This window comes from Streptomyces parvulus (genome assembly GCF_014648855.1).
Taxonomy (GTDB): Bacteria; Actinomycetota; Actinomycetes; order Streptomycetales; family Streptomycetaceae; genus Streptomyces; species Streptomyces parvulus.
On the sequence record NZ_BMRX01000005.1, the window covers coordinates 50,828 to 71,156 of the forward strand.

General features: G+C 73.8%; 19 protein-coding genes. 12 read left to right on the plus strand and 7 right to left on the minus strand.

Going from position 1 to position 20,329, the window contains the following annotated elements; translation table 11 throughout:
• Positions 1 to 95 precede the first annotated feature (95 nt).
• From IE108_RS10325 to IE108_RS10335, 3 genes are read right to left on the minus strand one after another with little or no spacing between them, the layout of a single operon-like run.
• Entirely contained in the window at positions 96 to 998 is a 903-nt protein-coding gene (locus IE108_RS10325) for a LysR family transcriptional regulator (RefSeq protein WP_064727895.1), read from the minus strand.
• Positions 999 to 1,027: 29 nt separating this feature from the next.
• Positions 1,028 to 1,963, minus strand: a complete 936-nt coding sequence (locus IE108_RS10330; protein WP_064727896.1) for a DMT family transporter — start codon at positions 1,961 to 1,963, stop codon at positions 1,028 to 1,030.
• Positions 1,964 to 1,997: 34 nt separating this feature from the next.
• Positions 1,998 to 2,957 carry an EamA family transporter gene (locus tag IE108_RS10335; protein WP_064727897.1) on the minus strand — a complete coding sequence of 320 codons (960 nt, stop codon included), beginning with the start codon at positions 2,955 to 2,957 and terminating at the stop codon, positions 1,998 to 2,000.
• 78 nt (positions 2,958 to 3,035) lie between these two features.
• On the opposite strand from IE108_RS10335, the gene IE108_RS10340 reads away from it, so the two are divergent.
• Complete coding sequence (locus tag IE108_RS10340) at positions 3,036 to 3,557, plus strand: MarR family winged helix-turn-helix transcriptional regulator (protein ID WP_064727898.1); 522 nt, start codon at positions 3,036 to 3,038, stop codon at positions 3,555 to 3,557.
• Between the two features lie 81 nt (positions 3,558 to 3,638).
• On the opposite strand, the gene IE108_RS10345 is transcribed toward IE108_RS10340, so the two are convergent.
• The 3 genes from IE108_RS10345 to IE108_RS10355 all read right to left on the minus strand — a co-directional run bounded on the left by IE108_RS10345 (position 3,639) and on the right by IE108_RS10355 (position 6,446).
• Positions 3,639 to 3,938 (minus strand): hypothetical protein, encoded by a 300-nt coding sequence (locus IE108_RS10345; protein WP_064727899.1) that lies wholly within the window; start codon positions 3,936 to 3,938, stop codon positions 3,639 to 3,641.
• An 81-nt stretch (positions 3,939 to 4,019) separates the two neighbouring features.
• Entirely contained in the window at positions 4,020 to 6,131 is a 2,112-nt protein-coding gene (gene malQ, locus IE108_RS10350) for a 4-alpha-glucanotransferase (protein WP_064727900.1), read from the minus strand.
• A 9-nt stretch (positions 6,132 to 6,140) separates the two neighbouring features.
• The gene (locus IE108_RS10355; protein WP_064731753.1) at positions 6,141 to 6,446 is read right to left on the minus strand and encodes a hypothetical protein; all 306 of its coding nucleotides are present in this window, start codon (positions 6,444 to 6,446) and stop codon (positions 6,141 to 6,143) included.
• Positions 6,447 to 6,666: 220 nt separating this feature from the next.
• Here IE108_RS10355 and IE108_RS10360 point away from each other — a divergent pair, with 220 nt between their 5' ends.
• Positions 6,667 to 7,251, plus strand: coding sequence for a Uma2 family endonuclease (locus tag IE108_RS10360; protein WP_064727901.1), 585 nt, complete (start codon positions 6,667 to 6,669; stop codon positions 7,249 to 7,251).
• A 30-nt stretch (positions 7,252 to 7,281) separates the two neighbouring features.
• Here IE108_RS10360 and IE108_RS10365 read toward each other — a convergent pair whose 3' ends face one another.
• Positions 7,282 to 7,818: an HNH endonuclease gene (locus tag IE108_RS10365; protein ID WP_061444733.1), complete on the minus strand. Its 537-nt coding sequence runs from the start codon at positions 7,816 to 7,818 to the stop codon at positions 7,282 to 7,284.
• Between the two features lie 306 nt (positions 7,819 to 8,124).
• Here IE108_RS10365 and IE108_RS10370 point away from each other — a divergent pair, with 306 nt between their 5' ends.
• The 10 genes from IE108_RS10370 to IE108_RS10415 all read left to right on the plus strand — a co-directional run bounded on the left by IE108_RS10370 (position 8,125) and on the right by IE108_RS10415 (position 20,319).
• Complete coding sequence (locus tag IE108_RS10370; RefSeq protein WP_064731754.1) at positions 8,125 to 9,225, plus strand: mechanosensitive ion channel family protein; 1,101 nt, start codon at positions 8,125 to 8,127, stop codon at positions 9,223 to 9,225.
• A gap of 207 nt (positions 9,226 to 9,432) precedes the next feature.
• Complete coding sequence (locus IE108_RS10375) at positions 9,433 to 10,644, plus strand: ROK family transcriptional regulator (protein WP_064727902.1); 1,212 nt, start codon at positions 9,433 to 9,435, stop codon at positions 10,642 to 10,644.
• An 88-nt stretch (positions 10,645 to 10,732) separates the two neighbouring features.
• Positions 10,733 to 12,070, plus strand: a complete 1,338-nt coding sequence (locus IE108_RS10380) for an ABC transporter substrate-binding protein (RefSeq protein WP_064727903.1) — start codon at positions 10,733 to 10,735, stop codon at positions 12,068 to 12,070.
• 17 nt (positions 12,071 to 12,087) lie between these two features.
• A complete protein-coding gene (locus IE108_RS10385) occupies positions 12,088 to 13,032 on the plus strand; it encodes a carbohydrate ABC transporter permease (RefSeq protein WP_064731755.1) in 945 nt (314 codons plus the stop codon).
• On the plus strand, positions 13,029 to 13,925 hold the full coding sequence (locus IE108_RS10390; RefSeq protein ID WP_064727904.1) for a carbohydrate ABC transporter permease: 897 nt from the start codon (positions 13,029 to 13,031) through the stop codon (positions 13,923 to 13,925). Before IE108_RS10385 ends, IE108_RS10390 begins: the two co-directional genes overlap by 4 nt.
• A 7-nt stretch (positions 13,926 to 13,932) precedes the next feature.
• On the plus strand, positions 13,933 to 15,198 hold the full coding sequence (locus IE108_RS10395; protein WP_064727905.1) for a 6-phospho-beta-glucosidase: 1,266 nt from the start codon (positions 13,933 to 13,935) through the stop codon (positions 15,196 to 15,198).
• A complete protein-coding gene (locus IE108_RS10400; RefSeq protein WP_064727906.1) occupies positions 15,189 to 16,160 on the plus strand; it encodes an N-acetylglucosamine kinase in 972 nt (323 codons plus the stop codon). Before IE108_RS10395 ends, IE108_RS10400 begins: the two co-directional genes overlap by 10 nt.
• Before the next feature lie 188 nt (positions 16,161 to 16,348).
• Positions 16,349 to 17,809: a GlnX family signal transduction membrane protein gene (locus tag IE108_RS10405; RefSeq protein ID WP_229851745.1), complete on the plus strand. Its 1,461-nt coding sequence runs from the start codon at positions 16,349 to 16,351 to the stop codon at positions 17,807 to 17,809.
• A 131-nt stretch (positions 17,810 to 17,940) separates the two neighbouring features.
• Positions 17,941 to 18,930 (plus strand): glutamate ABC transporter substrate-binding protein, encoded by a 990-nt coding sequence (locus IE108_RS10410; RefSeq protein WP_064731756.1) that lies wholly within the window; start codon positions 17,941 to 17,943, stop codon positions 18,928 to 18,930.
• Between the two features lie 54 nt (positions 18,931 to 18,984).
• Positions 18,985 to 20,319: a coiled-coil domain-containing protein gene (locus IE108_RS10415; protein ID WP_064727908.1), complete on the plus strand. Its 1,335-nt coding sequence runs from the start codon at positions 18,985 to 18,987 to the stop codon at positions 20,317 to 20,319.
• The last annotated feature ends 10 nt before the right edge of the window (positions 20,320 to 20,329 follow it).

Below are 20,329 nucleotides of genomic sequence, written 5' to 3' on the forward strand. Positions count from 1 at the left end.
CCGGGGGCGCCCGGGACCGAACGCCGGTCCGGGGCGCCCCCGGCCGTTCTCGGCGGCTCCGCGCCCCGCGACGGCCCCGCGGCCGGCGGCCGCGCTCAGGTGCGGGCGTCCGCCGCCGTGCGGAGCGCGGTGAGGACCGTCGCGACGGTGGCGGCCTCCGCCGCGCCCCGGCGCACGGCCGCGACCACGTGCCGGACGGGGCGGTCGGTGCGCAGTTCGCGCATCGTCACGCCGTCGCGCGGCACGGCGGCCATGCGGGGCACCAGGGCCACGCCCATGCCCGCCTCGACCATCGCGAGGATCGCCGTCCAGCCGGCCGCCGCGTGCCCCCGGTGCGGGCGGAAGCCGGCCGCCTCGCAGGCACCGCGCGTGATGTCGGACCAGGGGCCGCTCGTGCCGAAGATCCACGGCTCGGCGGCGAGGTCGGAGAGGCGCAGGTCCTCGGCGCGGGCCAGCGGGTGGCCGTGGGGCAGCGCGACGTCCAGGGGGTCGGCGAGCAGCGGGACACGCGTGAAGCGCGGGTCGGCGGCGCTCGGCGCCTGCGCGGCCAGCGACAGGGCGAGGTCCACCTCCCCGGCCCCCAGCAGCTCGTAGGCCTCCTGCGCCTCGGCCTCCCGCACCCGCACCGCGACCGCGGGGTGGGTGGCCCGCAGCGCGGTGACGGCCGGTACGACGAGGGCCGGCACGGCGGTGGAGAAGGCACCGACCCGCACCTCGCCCGCCTCACCCCTTACGTAAGCGGCCAACTCGGCTTCGGCCCGCTCCAGTTGCTCGAAGACCGCCTCGGTGTGGCGCAGGACGAGGAGGGCGGCGTCGGTGAGCCGGACCCGGCGGCCCTGGGCCCGCAGCAGCTCCACGCCGAGCTGCCTGGCCAGGTTCGCCAGCTGCTGGGAGACGGCGGAGGGCGTCATGTTCAGCGCCTCGGCCGTCGCCGTCACCGTGCCCCGTTCGCGCAGCGTCCGCAGGATCTGCAGCTTGCGGATGTCCCAGTCGGCCATGGCGGCAACCTATCCGCGCGCGCCTACGGTCACCGACGCGCCCCCGCGCCGAGGACGACGCCCCCGAGGATCAGCGCCATGCAGCCCGCCTGCGCCCAGCCGGTCGGCTCGGCCAGCAGCGCCCAGGAGAGCAGGGCGACGCACACCGGCTGGAGGTAGTAGACGACGCCGGCGCGGGACGGGCCGATCAGGGAGATCGCCCGGTTCCAGGCGAAGAAGGCCACGGCGGAGGAGGCGACGCCGACGTAGAGGAGGGCCAGGACGGTGTCCGGCTCCGGGCTGAACCCGCCCTGCACGGCGAGGCTGACGCCCTGCGCGGGCAGCAGCATGAGCGCGCCGAACAGGAACGTGGTGAACAGGAACCCGGCCCCGTCCAGCCCGGCCGGCCGGCGGCGCAGCAGCGCGCTGTACGACCCGAAGCAGCAGGCGGCGGCGATCATCCACAGGTCCCCGGCCGAGAAGCCCGCCCCGCCCCCGACCAGCAGCAGCACGCCCGCGCAGGCGACGAGCAGCCCCGTCACGCGGCGGGCGCCGAGCCGCACGCCGCCCGCCCGTTCGCAGACCGCCATCAGCACCGGCGACGCCGCCATGATCATGCCCATGTTGGCGGCGGGGGTGGTGACGCCCGCCTGGTTGACCAGGGTGTTGTAGACCGTCACGCCGAGCAGGGAGGCGAGGAGCACGAAGCCGAGGTGGCACCGGACCAGGGCCCGTTGCCGCCAGGCCCGCCGGGCACCGAAGGGGGCCACCACCGCGAGCGCCACCGCCCAGCGCCAGAAGGCGTGCTGGACGGGCGGGACGCTGTCCCCGAGGGCGCGGGAGGCGACGAAACTGCCGGACCAGACGACGGTGGCGAGCAGGGCGAGCCCGAGCCCCAGGGCGACCGGGGCGGCGGGCGTGCCGGGGGTGGGGGCGGCGGCAGAGGTGCGAGGGGGTGTGACGGTCCGGCGGTCGGCTACGGCCACGGAGGTCCTTTCACTGGTCGGCGATCCTGTGCGGCTACCGTCGCAGGCCGGAAACCGTCAGGTCCATCGAATCTTTCCGACCATTCCTTGAAGAGGAACTGAAAGATGGGGCCGTCACCACCTTCCCGGCCGGCTCCCCGCGCGGCGCGAGCTGCCCCGCGAGCGTCGCCCCGAACGCCAGCGCCATGCCGATCAGTTGCACCGGCGTCAGCGTCTCGCCGAGCGCCGCCCAGCCGACGACGGCGGCGGTCAGCGGGGAGAGCGGGCCGAGGAAGGTGACCTGGGTGGCGGAGAGCCGGCCGATGCCGCGGAACCAGAGCCAGTACGCCACCGCCGTGTTGGCCAGCGCCAGGTAGAGGTAGCCGCCGGCCGCCGGGGCGTCGAGGGCGGGCGGGGCACCCTCGGCCAGGAGGGCGACCGGCGCGATGAGCAGCCCGCCCGCGGTCAGCTGCCAGCCGGTGAGGGCGAGCGGGCCCACCCCGTCGGGGCGCCCCCAGCGGCTGGTGAGCACGGTGCCGGTGGACATGGACGCGGCAGAGGCGAGGGCGGCCAGCGCGCCGAGCGCGTCCAGCTCCCCGGCCGACCGCAGCACGACCAGGCTGACGCCGAACGCGGCGGCGACGGCGGTGAGCACCGCACGCGTGGGGGGCCGCTGCCCGAGCAGGAGGGCCGACAGACCGACCACGAAGAGCGGTCCGACCGAGCCGACGACGGCCGCCATGCCGCCCGGCAGCCGGTAGGCGGAGAGGAACAGCAGCGGGAAGAAGGCGCCGATGTTCAGCGCGCCCAGCACCGTCGCCTTCCACCACCAGGCGCCGTGCGGGCGCACCCGGGCCAGGGCCAGGAGCAGCAGACCGGCGGGCAGGGCGCGGGCCAGAGCGGTGAACAGCGGGCGGTCGGGCGGCAGGAACTCGGTGGTCACGGCGTAGGTGGTGCCCCAGGAGACGGGGGCGAGGGCGGTGAGCGCTATGAGGGCGGGACGACCAGTTCGCATGACACTAACTTACTACTAAGCAAGTTTCCGTCAAGCTACTTTCTTGCGGTCGAGTGGAATCCGGCCGATACTCGTGCCATGACCGAGCACCCCGAGCCCTCTCCCGTGCCGCGCAAGGACCCCGTCGACGCGATCGTCGACCAGTGGGCGCGGGTGCGGCCCGATCTGGACACGGCCGCCATGGAGGTGTTCGGCCGCGTCTTCCGGCTGGCCCGCGCGATGGGCGACCGGATGGAGAAGGCGTACGCGCGCTTCGGGATCTCGCGCGGGGAGTTCGACGCATTGGCGACCCTGCGCCGGTCCGGCGAGCCCTACACGCTCTCGCCGCGGCAGCTCTCGGCCACGCTGATGCTCACCACCGGCGGCATGACCGGCCGGCTGGACAAGCTCGAACGGGCGGGGCTGCTGCGCCGCTCCCCCGACCCGCACGACCGCCGGGGTCTCCAGGTCACGCTCACCGAGCGGGGGCTGGAGCTGATCGACGAGGCCGTCGGCGCGGGCCTCGCCGTCCAGACGGAGGCCCTGTCCGCCCTCGACGCTGCGCAGGCCGCCCAGGTGGCCGGTCTGCTCCGGGACCTGCTCGCGGGCACCGAGGAGTAGCGGGCCCCGCGCACGGCGAAGGGCGCCGCCCCGTCACAGGTGTGCGGGGGCGGCGCCCTTCGGTGAAAGCGTTGCGGGGGGTCAGGCCTTCGCGGCGGCCTTCGCCTTCGGCTTGCCCTTTGCCTTGGCCTTGGTGCCGGGGGTGAGCACCCGGTGCTCCGGCTTGGACCGGTCCAGGGCCACCACCAGACCGGCGATGATCGCGAACAGGGCGAGCGGGGCCAGGACGTAGTAGCCCAGCGTCTCGATCACGCTCAGGCCGGTGCCGGGGTCGTCGCCGTCGTCGCGGGTCAGCGCGAGCGCGGGGGACGACATGAGCAGCATCATCAGCGTCGTACCGGCTGCCAGGGCGCCGGCGCGCAGGGCGTTCTTCTTGTCCACGGTGCAAAGTTAGCGAACGGCCGCCGGGACCGCGCGCCCGGGGTGCCCGTACGGGGTCCGATCTGCACACGGCCGCGCGGCTCACCCGTGCCGGTGGCCGCCCTGCTCCCGTACGGCGTCGATCAGGGCGTGCAGACGGGGGGAGGCGGCCAGGTCCTCCAGGGTCACCGGGCGCCCGTCCGCGTCGGCCACGGGGAGCCGCCAGTTCGGGTACTGGTCCCAGGTGCCGGGCAGGTTCTGCGGGCGCCGGTCCCCGACGGCGTCCGGGAGCCAGATGCCGACCATGCGGGCCGGGGTGCGCAGCAGGAAGCGGTGCACGGCCTGGATCTCCGCCTCCTCGGCGGGGGTTCCGGCGTCCCCGCCGGTGCCGTCGAGCAGTCCGAGCCGGGCCAGGACCTCCAGCCACTCGGCGGTGTCCGCGGCGGCCTCCGCGCGTTCCACCTCCAGCGGGCGGGTGAGCAGGCCGAGGCGGTCGCGCAGTTCGACGTGTTCGCCGGTGAGGCGGGCGGCGGTGGACGGCAGGTCGTGGGTGGTGGCGGTGGCCAGGCAGTCGGCGCGCCACCGCTCCGGGGGCAGCGGACGCCCGTCGCCGGTCCAGTCGCGCTCGAACCAGAGCACCGAGGTGCCGAGCACGCCGCGCTCGCGCAGCGCCTCGCGCACGCCGGGCTCGACGGTGCCCAGGTCCTCGCCGATGACGACGGCGCCGGCCCGGGTGGCCTCCAGGACCAGGACGGCGAGCATGGCCTCGGCGTCGTAGTGGACGTACGTGCCCTGGGTGGGCGGGTGGCCCTCGGGGACCCACCAGAGCCGGAACAGGCCCATGACGTGGTCCACGCGCAGCGCGCCCGCGTAGCGGAAGAGCCCGCGCAGGAGAGCGCGGAAGGGCGCGTACCCGGAGTCGGCGAGGCGGTCGGGGCGCCAGGGCGGCAGGCCCCAGTCCTGGCCGAGGGCGTTGAAGGCGTCGGGGGGCGCCCCCACGGACATGCCGCGGGCGAAGTGGTGCCGCTGGGCCCAGGCGTCGGCGCCGCCCGGATGCACGCCGACCGCGAGGTCGTGCACGATCCCGACCGGCATGCCGGCCTCGCGGGCGGTGTGCTGGGCGGCGGTGAGCTGGGTGTCGGTGAGCCAGGTGAGCCGGGAGTGGAAGTCGACGCGGTCCATCAGCTCGGTGCGGGCGCGGTCGGTGGCAGCGGAGCGGGGGTCGCGCAGCTCTTCGGGCCAGCGGTGCCAGTCGGGGCCGTGCACCTCGGCGAGCGCGCACCAGGTGGCGTGGTCCTCCAGGGCGGTGCCCTGCTCGGCGAGGTAGTCGCAGTAGGCGGCGCGGCGGCCGGGGCCGAGGGGGACCTCGTGGAGCAGGTCGAGCGCCCCGCGCTTCAGCTCCCAGACGGCGTCCCGGTCGATGAGGGCGCCGTCGTCCAGTACGGCGGCGCGCAGCCGGTCTGCCTCCCGGGCGAGCGTCCTGGCGCGCTCGGGGTCGGTGACGTACGCGTACTCGGGCACGTCCTCGACGCGCAGGTGCACGGGGTCGGGGAACCGGCGCGAGGAGGGCCGGTACGGGGAGGGGTCGGAGGGGGCGCCGGGCACGGCCGCGTGCAGCGGGTTGACCTGGACGAACCCGGCGCCGAGGGCGCGTCCGGCCCAGTCGGCCAGTTCGCGCAGGTCGCCGAGGTCGCCCATGCCCCAGGAGCGGCGGGAGAGCAGCGAGTAGAGCTGCACGAGGAGCCCGTGGGAGCGGCCGGGAGGCGCCGGCAGCCGGTCGGGCGCGACGATCAGGTGCGCCCGCGCGGTGCGGCCGTCCGGGGCGGTGGCGGTCAGCCGGTGGACGCCGGGCGGCAGCCGCCCGGCGTCCTCGCGGCTCTCGCCCTGCTCGGTGTCGACGCGCAGCCGGGTGCCTTCCGGCAGCGCCGCGAGGGCGGCCGGTTCGGGGCCGCCGCTCCAGACGACGACGGTGGGCGGCAGCAGCCGGGCGCGCAGTTCGCCCTCGCGGGCGTCCAGGGCGGCGCGTACCGCCACGGGCGTGCTCGTGTCCACGTCGAGCGCGGCCAGCGCGAGGGTCACGGCGGTGGCCGAGGCCGGGACCGTGCGGTCCGGGGAGGGGCGGTAGGAGGTGGCGACGCCGTGCAGGGCGGCGAGCCTGGTCAGATCCTCGGGAAGGTCCTCGGCGGGGGGCTCGGCCGGCCCGGCTGCTGGCATCTGTGACCTCTACGACCTCGTCGGTTCGGGAACGGCGAAGGAGGGGCCGCCCTGCTCGGGCACGTCGGCCGTCAGCTCGGGCGAGGACTCACTGGTCAGCGGCACGGCGTCGGCGAACGGCGACTCGCTGGTCAGAGGCTCGGCGTCGGGCAGCGGAGGTTCGCTGGTCAGGGGGGTCTCGGCGCAGCTGCCGGTGGCGCCGAAGACGCAGTAGTGCGGGGTCGCGGAGGCGGCGGAGGGCTCGGCCCAGGGTGTGGACGGCTCCGCCACGGGTTTGGAAGGGGCCGGGAGCAGGAGGGGTGCAGCCACGGAGATCTCCTTTGGTTCGGGCTGTGTTACCAACACGCTTTTGACGGGTTACGGCGCCCCCTACCCAGAAGACGGGCGGACAGGCGCATTGGTACTCACAACGTGTCCCTGGTCACATCTCATGACTTCCAATTACCCATGATCCGGGTGAAAGCAATCCCCCGACCGCCGGGCCGGATCTCCCCTACCCTGACCCTGTGGACCCCTGCACAACCGGAGGAGCCCTGTGACCGTGACCGCCGACAGGCCCCAGATGCTCGTCACCGAGTTCGAGGAACTCGCTCGCCACGCCGACCGGAGCATAGAAGGCGCGCGGCTCGAGTTCATCAACGGACATCTTGGGGGGAAGGCCGTGCCCGACGGCGATCACGGACGTGTCATCCAGTGGCTCACGCGCATCTGCATGCAGCACAGGCCGGACCTCTGGCTGGATCCGACGCAAGGGCTCGTGGTCGAGACGTACCGAGGCGGGCGGGCTCGTCCGGACGGCTCGCTCGCTCCGGCGGAAGCCTTTGTCGGCCAGGGCGAATGGGCCGACCCCACCCCCGTCCTCATGGTCGTGGAGGTCACCTCGTACGACTCCGACACCGACCGGCGTGACCGCACCGAGAAGCCGCGCGCCTACGCCGGGACGGGCATCCCCGTCTATCTCCTGATCGACCGGGACACCTGCGAGGTCAAGGTGCACAGCCGCCCCGACGGCGGGCGGTACGAGACCGTGCAGACGCTGCCCTTCGGCAAGGAGGTCGCGCTGCCCGAGCCGGTGGGGATCACCCTGGAGACCGAGGCGCTGAAGAACTGGGTGCGCTGATCGCGTCCCCAGCGGCGAGGACCCGGACCGTCAGGCGGAAATGCCGTCGATCCGGGCCATCGCGTCCTCCGCGCCGTACGGCTGCAAGTACGGCAGCCAGCGTGGGTCGCGGTGGCCGGTGCCGATGATGCGCCAGGCCAGGCCGGTGGGCGGGGCGGGCTTGTGGCGCAGGCGCCAGCCCAGTTCGACCAGGTGGCGGTCCGCCTTGACGTGGTTGCAGCGGCGGCAGGACGCCACCACGTTGTCCCAGGCGTGCAGACCCCCGCGGCTGCGCGGGATGACGTGGTCGACGCTGGTGGCGACGGCGCCGCAGTACATGCAGCGGCCCCCGTCGCGGGCGAAGAGCGCTCGTCGGGTCAGCGGGACGGGCCCCCGGTAGGGGACCCGCACGAACCGCTTGAGCCGGACCACGCTGGGTGCGGGCACGGTGACGGTCGCGCTGTGCAGGTAGGCGCCGGACTCCTCGAGGCACACGGCCTTGTTCTCGAGGACGAGGACGAGCGCGCGGCGGAGCGGTACGACGCCGAGTGGCTCGTACGACGCGTTGAGAACCAGGACATGCGGCACGGAGGCCTCCTTGTACGCCGGCGGCGCGTGGCTCGCGCCGGGACGATCCGTTGCCAGTCTCCCCTCATGCCTGGTGGAAGCGCCACCATGTCCCGGTAACGGGCTGGGAGTGTTTTCGACCACACGGGGCGCCGCGCCGGGCGGCGTGACCAGTCCCGGTGCGGGTGAGGACCGTCTCTCCCGCCCCTTTCGGGCCGTTCCGGTCCCGGTGCCCCGTTAGTGTGGTGCCTCTGCCCGTCCGGTGACCTTTCCGTGACCTTGGACCGGATCTCCCGGGACGGGCCGCCGCACCTGGAGGTATCCGCCGTGTCCCTGTCCGCCGCCCTCCGACTGGCCGCCGGGCCGTCGCCGTCCCCGACCCCCTCGGGCTCCACGACGCCGCCGGTGCCCTCTCTCCGGGACGCCCAGGAGCACGCGACGAACGCCGCGGGCTGGGTCGAGGAGAACTGGTCGACCTGGCTCGCGATCGGGCTGCGGGTGCTGCTGATCGTGGTGATCGCGGCGGTGCTGCGGGCGGTGGTCCGGCGGGCGATCACCAAGCTGATAGAGCGGATGAACCGCAGGCCCGCGACGGGCGGCAGCACCGCGCTGAGCAGTCTGCTGGTCAACGCCGAGCGGCGCCGGCAGCGCTCCGAGGCCATCGGGTCCGTGATGCGCTCGGTGGCCAGCTTCCTCATCCTCGGCACCGCCGCGCTGATGATCCTCGGCACCTTCCAGATCAACCTGGCGCCCCTGCTGGCCTCGGCCGGTGTCGCGGGCGTCGCGATCGGCTTCGGCGCCCGCAACCTGGTCACCGACTTCCTGTCCGGCGTCTTCATGATCCTTGAGGACCAGTACGGCGTCGGCGACAGCATCGACGCGGGCGTGGCCTCCGGCGAGGTCATAGAGGTCGGCCTGCGGGTGACCAAGCTGCGCGGTGTCGACGGCGAGATCTGGTACGTCCGCAACGGCGAGGTCAAGCGGATCGGCAACCTCTCCCAGGGCTGGTCCACGGCCGGCGTGGACGTGACCGTCCGCTCCGACGAGAACCTGGACAAGGTGAAGGAGACCCTCGACGCGGTCGGCGAGCGGATGAGCAAGGAGGAGCCCTGGAACGAGATGCTCTGGGGCCCCATCGAGGTCCTCGGCCTGGACTCCGTACTGCTCGACTCGATGGTCGTACGCGTCTCCGCCAAGACCATGCCCGGCAAGTCCCTCACCGTCGAGCGGGAGCTGCGCTGGCGCGTCAAGCGGGCCTTCGACGAGGCCGGCATCGCGATCGTCGGCGGGGCCACGTTCCCGGTGGACGGCGTCCCCGCCGCCGCCGACCCGACGGCCGGGATGGCGGCGCCGTCGGCGTACGCGAACACCGGATCGCCGCAGTCGGTCGCCGCGTCGCCCATCACGCCGCCGAGCACCACGAAGTAGCGGCCGGGTCCGCCGCCCCTTCCGCACCGCCCCCGAGGTAACGACTGCGTTGCCCCGGGGGCGCTCTCTTGACGCCCCCTCCCGGGCGGGCCTACGTTTCTCAGCCAACAGGAAACTTTCCTAACAGTCACTTCCGGTGGGACGCGCAGTGGACTTCCCCGTCCCCCGCTGAAAGGCTGAGCGGTCGAGAGGCAGGTGTGGACACGCATGGCAGGAACCGCCGGCACGCCGGGCACCCCGCGCGTCCTGCGCGCCATGAACGACCGGGCCGCCCTGGACCTCCTGCTGGAGCACGGGCCGCTGTCCCGGACCCGGATCGGCAAGCTGACCGGCTTGTCCAAGCCGACCGCCTCCCAGCTCCTCGCCCGCCTGGAGGCCGCCGGCCTGGTGCTGGCCGGCGGCACCACCGAGGGCAGCCCGGGCCCCGGCGCCCAGCTCTACGAGGTCAACCCGGCAGCCGCGTACGCCGCCGGACTCGACGTCACCCCGGACCGCGTCCTGGCCGCGGTCGCCGACGTCACCGGGCGCACCGTCGGCCGGTACGAGCTGCCGACCCCGGGCCGCCGCCCCGCCGCCCCCGTCGTCCAGCAGGTGACGGACGCCCTCGACGGCGCGGTGAAGGCCGCCGGGCTGGCCCGTGCCGACGTCCACCGGCTCGTCATCGGCACCCCCGGCGCCTTCGACCCGGGCACCGGGCGGCTGCGCTACGCCTCCCACCTGCCCGGCTGGCACTCCCCCACCCTGCTGGACGAGCTGGCCGCCGCGCTGCCCATGCCGGTCGAGTACGAGAACGACGTGAACCTCGCGGCCGTCGCGGAGCAGCGCCTCGGCGCCGCCCGGGGCCACGAGGACTTCGTGCTGCTCTGGAACCAGGAGGGCCTCGGCGCCGCGCTGGTCCTCGGCGGCCGGCTGCACCGCGGCTGGACCGGCGGCGCGGGCGAGGTCGGCTTCCTGCCGGTGCCGGGCGCCCCGCTGGTCCGCAAGGTCAGCCGGGCGGGCAGCGGCGGCTTCCAGGAACTCGCCGGCTCCCAGGCCCTGCCGGCCCTGGGCCGGGAGCTGGGCCTGACCGACCTGCCGCCGGGGCCGTACCACGAGGCCGCCGCGGCCCTCGTCGCCCGCGCCGCGCGGACCGACGACGCACCGCACCGCCGGCTGCTCCAGACCTACGCCACCCGCCTGGCCACCGGCCTCGCGTCCCTCGTCTCGGTCCTGGACCCCGAGCTGGTCGTGCTGAGCGGCACCGCCCTCGCCGCCGGCGGCGAGACGCTGCGCGACCTGGTCCGGGACGAGCTGGAGGAGCTGGCCGCCTCCCGTCCCCGGCTCGTCGTCGGCGACGTGACCGACCACCCCGTACTGCGCGGGGCGCTGGAGAGCGCCCTCGCGACCACCCGCGACGAGGTCTTCGACACCTCGCGCTGAGCCACCCCCCACGGCACCACCCGTACCGCATCACCCACCGCGCACCACCGCCCCCGTCCCGCCACGCCCTGCCCCAGGGAGCTGCGTCATGCCCGGAATATCCGCAAAGGCCACCCTCGCGGTCGCCGCCTCCGTCTCCATCGCCCTGCTCGCCACGGCCTGTACCGGCCAGGCGGACTCGGGCGCCTCGGACGACCCGAACGCCGAGACGACCCTCACCTTCTGGCACGGCTGGAGCGCGCCCGCCGAGGTGAAGGCCGTACAGGCCAATGTCGACCGCTTCGAGAAGGCGCACCCCAACATCAAGGTGAAGGTCGTCGGCAACATCAACGACGACAAGCTCAACCAGGCGCTGCGCGCGGGCGGTTCGAACGGGCCCGACGTGGTGTCCTCGTTCACCACCTCCAACATCGGAAAGTTCTGCTCCTCGGGCGCCTTCGCCGACCTGAAGCCCTTCATCGAGAAGTCGAAGCTCGACCTGGACGCGCTCATCCCGAAGCCGATGCTGGACTACACGCAGTTCGAGGGCGTCCGCTGCGCCCTGCCGCTGCTCGGCGACGCCTACGGCCTCTACTACGACAAGGACGCCTTCGCGGCGGCCGGCATCAAGGCCCCGCCCAAGACCTGGTCCGAGTTCGCCGAGGTGGCGAAGAAGCTGACCGAGCCGAAGGGCGACGGCTACGAGCGGCTCGGCTTCATGCCGAACTACCACGGCTACGAGACGGTCGTCGACCACTACATGTCCCAGTGGGACCACGCCTACTTCGACCAGGACGGCAAGTCGAGCGTCGCCGAGGACCCGGCCTTCGCGGAGATGTTCACGTACCAGAAGAAGCTCGTCGACGACCTCGGCGGCTTCGCGAGGCTGGAGAAGTACCGCAACACCTTCGGCGACGAGTGGGGCGCCAAGCACCCCTTCCACACCGGCCAGGTGGCGATGCAGCTCGACGGCGAGTGGCGGCTCGGCATGGCCAAGGACGCGGGGGTGGACTTCGAGATCGGCACCGCGCCGATGCCCGTGGCCGACGACGAGGTGGACGAGTACGGCAAGGGGTTCCTCTCCGGCACCGTGATGGGCATCGCGCCGCAGAGCGCGAAGAAGAACGCCGCCTGGGAGCTGGTGAAGTACATGACGACCGACACCGGGGCCGTCGTCGCCTTCGCCAACGCCATCCGCAACGTGCCCTCCACCTTCCCGGCCCTGAAGTCCCCGGACCTCGAGACCGACCCCGCCTTCAAGACCTTCCTGGACATCGCCCAGCACCCCGAGTCGAACTCCCCGCCGGCCTCCGTCAACGGCTCCACGTACCAGCTGACGCTCCAGGACTTCGGGTACCAGTACGAGTCGGGCAAGGTGAAGGATCTCAAGGCCGGGCTGGAGAAGACCGCCGAGCAGATCGACCGCGACATCGAGCAGACGAAGTAGCGGACATGACGACGTCCATGACCGCGAACACCCTCCGCGCCAAGCGCCGTTCCTCGGCGCTGCGCACGCTGGCCTTCATGTCGCCCTGGCTCGTCGGGTTCGGCGTCTTCTTCGCCTATCCCCTGGTGTCCACCGTGTACTTCTCGCTGATGAGGTACGACGGCTTCGGGGTTCCGGAGTTCCGGGGCCTGGACAACTGGGTGTACGTCTTCCAGGACTACCCCCTGTTCTGGCCCGCCCTGCGCAACACCCTGTGGCTCGTCCTGGTGATGGTGACCTGCCGGGTCGTGTTCGGGCTCGGGGTCGGGCTGCTCATCACGAAGATCAGGACGGGGGCCGGGGTCTTCCGCACCCTCTTCTACCTCCCCTACCTCGCCCCGCCGGTCGCCGCGACGCTGGCCTTCGTCTTCCTCCTCAACCCCGGCACCGGACCGGTCAACTCCGTCCTGGAGGGCCTGGGCGTCTCCGCGCCGGGCTGGTTCACGGACGCCGCCTGGTCCAAGCCGGCCCTCACCGCGCTCGCGCTGTGGGGCGTCGGCGACCTCATGGTCATCTTCATGGCCGCGCTGCTCGACGTGCCCAGGGAGCAGTACGAGGCGGCCGAGCTGGACGGGGCGTCGGCCTGGCAGCGGTTTCGGTTCGTGACGCTGCCGAACATCTCGCCGATCGTGCTGTTCGCCGTGGTCACGGGTGTGATCCAGACGATGCAGTACTACACGCAGCCGCTGGTCGCCGGGAAGGTCGCCTCCGGGATCATCGGCGGCTCCGGCCAGTCCTTCGAGCCGGGCTACCCGGACAAGTCGACCCTCACGCTCCCCCAACTCGTCTACAACCTCGGCTTCCAGCGCTTCGACTACGGCTCCGCGTGCGTGGTCGCCCTCGTACTGTTCGCGCTGGCCATGGCGTTCACCGCGCTGCTGATGCGCCGCCGGGGCGGACTGATCCAGGCAGGTGACCGATGACCCAGGTACTGGAACGTCCGCCGGTGGCCCCGGGCGGCGCGCCGCCCGCCGCACGCCGCGCCGCACACCGCCGCGTCCTGCTGGAGTGGATCGCCGTCCACGCCCTGGGGATCGCCGCCGCCCTGTTCTTCACCCTGCCGTTCGTCTTCGTGGTGCTCACCTCGCTGACGAGCGACCAGCAGGCCCTCACCCGGGACCTGTGGCCGCACACCTGGGAGTGGGGCAACTACCGCACGGTCCTGGACACCCCGGGCTTTCTCACCTGGTGGCGGAACACGCTGCTCTACGCCGGCCTGGGCACCGCCTTGACCGTCGCGTCCTCGGTGCCCGTGGCCTACGCGCTGGCCAAGTTCCGCTTCCGGGGCAGGCACCTGTCCCTGCTGCTGGTGATCTCGATGATGATGCTGCCCCCGCAGGTGATCGTCATCCCGATGTACCTGTTCTGGGCGAAGCAGCTCGACCTGTCCGGCACCCTCTGGCCGCTGATCGTCCCGATGGCCTTCGGCGACGCCTTCTCCATCTTCCTGCTCCGGCAGTTCCTGCTGACCATCCCGGACGAGTACCTGGACGCGGCCCGGGTCGACGGCTGCGGGGAGCTGCGCACCCTGCTGAGGGTCGTCCTGCCGATGGCGAGACCGGGCATCGCGGCGGTGGCCCTCTTCCAGTTCTTCTACGCCTGGAACGACTACTTCGGCCCGCAGATCTACGCCTCCGAGAACCCCGGCGCCTGGACCCTCTCCTACGGCCTGGAGTCCTTCAAGGGCGCCCACCACACCGACTGGAACCTCACCATGGCCGCCACCGTGCTGGTCATGGCCCCCGTGATCCTCGTGTTCTTCTTCGCGCAGAAGGCGTTCGTCGAGGGCGTCACACTGACCGGAGTAAAGGGTTGATGACTTCATGAAACTCACCGTGGTCGGCGGCGGTTCGACCTACACGCCCGAACTGATCGACGGCTTCGCCCGGTTGCGGGACACCCTGCCGGTCGAGGAACTGGTCCTCGCCGACCCGGCGGCCGACCGCCTGGAGCTGGTGGGCGGCCTCGCCCGCCGCATCCTCGCCCGGCAGGGGCACGGGGCCCGCGTCGTCACCACCTCCGACCTTGACGCGGCCGTGGAGGGCGCCGACGCCGTACTGCTCCAGCTGCGCGTCGGCGGCCAGGCGGCCCGCGAGCAGGACGAGACCTGGCCGCTGGAGTGCGGCTGCGTCGGCCAGGAGACGACCGGCGCGGGCGGCCTGGCGAAGGCGCTGCGCACGGTGCCCGTGGTGCTGGACATCGCCGAACGGGTCCGGCGGGCCAACCCGGACGCCTGGATCATCGACTTCACCAACCCGGTCGGCATCGTGACCCGGGCCCTGCTCCAGGCCGGGCACCGGGCGGTCGGCCTGTGCAACGTGGCGATCGGGCTCCAGCGCAAGTTCGCCGCCCTGCTCGGCGTGGCGCCCTCCGACGTCCACCTGGACCACGTGGGCCTCAACCACCTCACCTGGGAGACCGGCGTCCGGCTCGGCGGGCCCGAGGGCGAGGACGTCCTGCCCCGGCTGCTGGCCGAGCACGGGGACGCCGTCGCCGCCGACCTGCGCCTGCCCCTCCCGCTGCTGGACCGCCTCGGTGTCGTCCCCTCGTACTACCTGCGCTACTACTACGCCCACGACGAGGTCGTCGGCGAACTGCGCACCAAGCCGTCGCGGGCCGCCGAGGTGGCCGCGATGGAGCGGGAGCTGCTGGCGATGTACGGCGATCCGGCCCTGGACGAGAAGCCCGCCCTGCTCGCCAAGCGCGGCGGCGCCTACTACTCGGAGGCCGCCGTGGACCTCGCCGCCGCCCTGCTCGGCGGCGCGGGCTCCCCCCACCAGGTGGTGAACACCTACAACCGGGGCACGCTGCCCTTTCTGCCCGACGACGCGGTGATCGAGGTGCCGGCCGCGGTGGGCGCCAAGGGTGCCGCCCCGCTGCCGGTGGCGACCGTGGACCCGCTGTACGCGGGGCTGATGGCGAACGTGACGGCGTACGAGGACCTGGCCCTGGAAGCGGCCCTGCGCGGCGGCCGGGAGCGGGTCTTCCGGGCGCTGCTCGCCCACCCCCTCGTCGGCCAGTACACGTACGCGGACCGGCTCACCGACCTGCTGATCGCACACAACCGGGAGCACCTGGCGTGGGCCTGACCGCGAGCGTGCTCGCCGTCGACGCGGGCAACAGCAAGACCGACGTGGCCGTGGTGACGGCGGACGGGGAGGTGCTGGCCACGGCCCGCGGCGGGCCCTTCCGTCCGCCCGCGGTGGGCGTCGAGCGGGCCGTGGACACCCTGGCGGAGGCGGTGGCGGAGGCCCTCGCGGCGGCCGGTGCCGGCTCCGTGGACCACGTGTCGGCCTGCCTGGCCAACGCCGACCTGCCCGTGGAGGAGGAGCAGCTGGCCGCCGCCCTCCAGGCGCGCGCGTGGGGCACGCGGGTCGACGTGCGCAACGACACCTTCGCGATCCTGCGGGCCGGCGTCGACGAGCCGCTCGGCGTCGCCGTCGTCTGCGGGGCCGGGGTCAACTGCGTCGGCATGCGCCCCGACGGCCGCACCGCCCGCTTCCCCGCCATCGGACGCCTCTCCGGCGACTGGGGCGGCGGCTGGGGGCTGGCCGAGGAGGCGCTGTGGCACGCGGCCCGCGCGGAGGACGGCCGGGGCGGGCCGACGGAACTGGCCCGGACCCTGCCGGCGCACTTCGGGCTCGACTCGATGTACGCCCTCATCGAGGCCCTGCACCTGCGGCACGTCGAGCCGGCCCGGCGCCACGAGCTGACGCCCGTGCTGTTCGCCACGGCGGCGGCCGGCGACCCGCTCGCCCGGTCCGTCGTGGACCGGCAGGCCGACGAGGTGGTGGCCATGGCGACGGTCGCGCTGACCCGCCTCGACCTGCTGTCCGAACCGGCGCCGGTCCTGCTCGGCGGCAGCGTCCTCGCGGCCCGCCATCCCCAACTCGACGACCGGATACGGGAGCTGCTGGCGGCCCGCGCCCCCAAGGCGGTCCCCACGGTGGTGACGGCGCGGCCCGTGCTGGGCGCCGCGCTGCTCGGTCTCGACCGGGTGGGCGCGGGGGCCGCGGCGCGGCAGCGAGTGCGGGAGCGCTTCGCCGCCTGAGCGGCGCGGGCACGGGCGCGGCACGGGGGCGGGACCGGATCGGGGAACCGAACCGGTTCCGCCGGCGTATTCATGGGCAGGGGTGGTGCGTTGCACCCTGATCAAATCAAGATCGGGTGAAGGCCGGTGCGAATGTCGGCGCGGGCAGCGATACTTGCGGCGACGCATGACCATGGGGGAGGTCAGGAGTGACTCGACCGCCGAAGGGCAGCGCGGCGCCGCCGGGCCCCGGCGTGCCCGCGCCGCCCGCCGTGCCGCCGCAGCCCGGCCCCCCGCCCGCCGAGCGCGGTCCGGCCGGCGCGTCCCCGGCGCTCCCTCCACCGCCCGCCGCGCCCCGGCGCACCGCCTTCGCCGAGGGTGCGGACCGGCTGCGCGCGGCCGCGGTCACCGAGCCGGGCCGGCTGCGCATCATCGGCGCGCTGCTCGCCGCGCTGGTCGTCGCCTTCGGCGCCGTCACGGCCTGGCAGACGAGCGACCGCGCCGCCGCCGCCGACGACGTGCTCACCCGCAGCCAGCCCCTCAGCTCCGCCGCGGCCGGCATCTACCGCTCGCTGGCCGAGGCCAACACGGCGGCCTCCAGCGGATTCCTCGCCGGCGGCCAGGAGACCAAGGACTCCCGCGACCGGTACGACAACGGCATCCGCGCCGCCGCCGAGGGTCTCGTGACGGCCGCCGCCAACTCGGACCCCGACTCGCCGGCCGCGCGGACCATCGCCGAGCTGAACCGGCTGCTGCCCGAGTACAAGGGCCTGGTCGAGCGCGCCCGTACCTACAACCGGCAGGGCTTCCCGGTCGGCGGCGCCTACCTGCGCTACGCCAACGAGAAGATGCAGAAGGAGATGCTCCCGGCGGCGGAGGACCTCTACAAGACGGAGAACCGCCGGCTCGGCGCCGACTACGGCGACGCCAAGCCCTACCCCTGGGCGGCGATCGCCCTCGGCGTCGTCGTGCTCGCCGCGCTGGCCTGGGCCCAGCACCGCAACTACCGTCGCACCAACCGGGTCCTGAACCACGGCCTGGTCGCCGCCACCGCCGCCGCAGGCGTCGTCCTGCTGTGGCTGGTCGTCGGCCACAGCGTCGCCCGCTCCGGCCTCACCGACTCCTACGAGCACGGCGTGCGCTCGCTGAACGCGCTCAACGAGGCCCGCATCGCCTCCCTCAAGGCCCGCGGCAACGAGAACCTCACCCTGGTCTCCCGGGGCGCGGAGACCACCAAGGTGGGCGACACGACGTACGACTCCTACGACCTGGCGTTCGGCCGGAACATGGAGGACCTGGGCAAGGCCCTCGGCGCGGCGGGCCGGCTGGCCGACGACGAGGCGGGAGAGTCGCCCGTCGAGGCGGCGAACGGCAACATGGCGGAGTGGAAGAAGCGGCACGCCTCGGCCCGTGAGCAGGACGACTTCGGCAACTACCAGCAGGCGCTCGACCTGGTGATAGGCGGCGAGGGAGCCACCGTCGAGTGCTTCGACGGCGTCGACGACTCGCTCGCCCGGGCGCTCGCGCACGAGAAGGCGGAGTTCGAGCGCGCGGCCGGCGACGGCCGGGACGCCATGACCCTGCTGCCGCAGGGCGCCGGAGTGCTGGCCGGACTGGGCGCGGCCGGGGCGCTGCTCGGCATCGGCCGCAGGCTGTCGGAGTACCGGTGAGCCGGGGCGCGGGGCCGGCGGGCCGGCGGGCAGGGACACCCTGGCAAGGAGGCGCGGGAGGCGGAGGGGTCGTGAGGAAGCGTGCGCGGCGGTTGCGGACCGGGCTGAAGGGCTGGGGCGGCGTGGGCGCGATGGCCGTCGGCTGCGCCCTCGCGGTGCTGTTCGTCCTGCTCCTGCCCCTGGTCAGGTCGCACGGCGAGAGCGGCGGCCCGGGCACCGGCCACGGTCTCGCCCACGGCAGCGCGACCCGCGCCGCCGAGGAGTGCGCGGCCCCGGAGAAGCAGACCCTCGCCCCGTCGGGTGCCGACGGCCCCACCATCGACGAGATCCGCGGCCGCGAGGGCGAGAAGCGCAAGCTGATCGTCGGCGTCGACCAGAACAGCTACCGCTGGGGCTACCGCGACCCGAACAGCGGCGGCGACGCCGAGCTGGAGGGCTTCGACATCGACCTGGCGCACCGCATCGCCGAGGACATCCTCGGGGACGCGGACGCGGTGCAGTTCAAGGCCATACCGACCAACCAGCGCGAGCCGGCGATCCAGGACGGCCGGGTCGACATGGTGGTCCGCACCATGACCATCAACTGCGCCCGCCTGGAGAAGGTCGCCTTTTCCGCCCCCTACTTCCGCACCGGGCAGCAGCTGCTCGCCCCGAAGACGTCCCCGATCACCGGGTACGACGACACGCTGGCCGGCAGGAGCATCTGCACGGCGGCCGGTTCCACCGCGCTGAGCACGCTGGAGCAGGACCGGAAGGACGGCCGGCTCGCCGCCGACGCCGACCTCGGCACCACCGTGCCCAACCAGCTCGACTGCCTGGTCCGGCTCCAGCTCGGCGAGGTCGACGCGGTCGTCACCGACGGCGCGCTCGCCGCCAGCCAGGCCGCGCAGGACCCGACGGTCCAGCTGAAGGGCGACCCCTTCACCACCGAGTACTACGGCGTGGCGATGAAGAAGGACGCCGACGACCTGGTGCGCCGGGTCAACCGCATCCTGGAGCAGTGGCGCGCCGACCGGAGCGACGGCTGGCGGAACTCGTACGACACATGGCTGTCCCCGACGATGGGCGACGACCCGGCGCGGTCGGAGCCGCCGGCCCCGGAGTACCTGCGCAGGAGCTGAACGGCCGCCGTACACGGGGAAAGAGCACAAGTCAGCGACAGCGAGGGGTGATCGATGGGCGACACGGGACCCACCGGGCCGGTGATGGACCGGGACGAGGTGGACCGTGCGCTGGCGCGGCTCGGCGCGGAGCACGAGGCGGTGGAGACCTCGCTGCTCGCCCTCCAGGACCACGCGGGCCGCAGGCTCCTCGAGGGCGCCGAGCTGACCGGCGTCACCGTCGAGCGCTGGAGCGCCGCCGAGGCGTCGATCACGCTGCTGTGGTCCTACTTCGACGCGTACACCGGCGCGCTGCGCACCGCCCGGGAGATCCGCTCCCGGCGCCGCTGGTCCAGCCGCGAGGACCTGGCCGAACTGACCGAGCTGCTGCGCGGCGAGGCCGTCACCGTGGCCGGCGGCACGGCCGCCCTCGCACAGGCACCGGCCCCGGACCAAGGCCCCGGCCGGCTCAGCGAGCGCTACTCGCTGGCGACGCTGGTGGACCGGATGAACCAGCTGTACGCGACCTCCCTGGACATGGTGGTCGCCGCCGACGCGGTCTGGTCGGCGCTGCCCGCGCGGATCGATTTACTGGCCGCCGAGCTCCAGCGCACCCGCAAGCTCGCGCACTCCGTGGGCGTGCGGCCCGGCGAGCACCCGTCCGGCGACGACCTGGAGCGCATCACCCGCACCCTGACCCGGCTGCGCGAGCGGGTCATCTCCGACCCGCTGGCCTTCTGGCTGCCGGCGGAGGGCAGTTCGGCGCCCGGCGGCGGCCGCCCCGACACGACGGTGTACGACCGCGAGGCGCGCGCCCTGGAGGAGGTGCGCCGCGAGATCGACGCCGTGCTGGCCGTGCGCCAGGACGCCGAGCAGCGCATCGTGCGGCTGCGGGACGTGCTCTCCCGCGCCGACCGCACACTCGCCGAGGCGCGCACCGCGCGCGGCGAGGTGCTGGCGAAGATCGCCGCGACGGAGGTGCCGGTGGTCAGCGGGCCGCCGATCGTGCTCCAGGAGCAGCTGGCGGCGGCCGCCGAGTACCGCAGGCACGCGCAGTGGCACCGCCTGTCCCCGCTCCTGGAGTCCCTGGAGGAGAAGGCGGAGGACGAACTGCTGCGCGCCCGCGAGTCGTTGACCGCGGTCACCGCCCCGCTGGCGGTCCGCGCGGAGCTGCGCGGCCGGCTCGACGCCTACAAGGCCAAGGTCGCCCGCCTCGGTTTCGCCGAGGACCCGGAGCTGGCGGAGAAGTACGAGAGGGCGCGCCGCATGCTGTGGAGCGCGCCCTGCGACCTGCGCGTCGCCGAGCAGGCCGTGCTGCGCTACCAGCACGCGGCGGCCGAGGCCCTGGCCTCCCCGGGACGGGTGCCCGGGCAGGGCGGCCCGGCGGACCGGACGGAGCCCGGCGTATGAGCGACGAGGG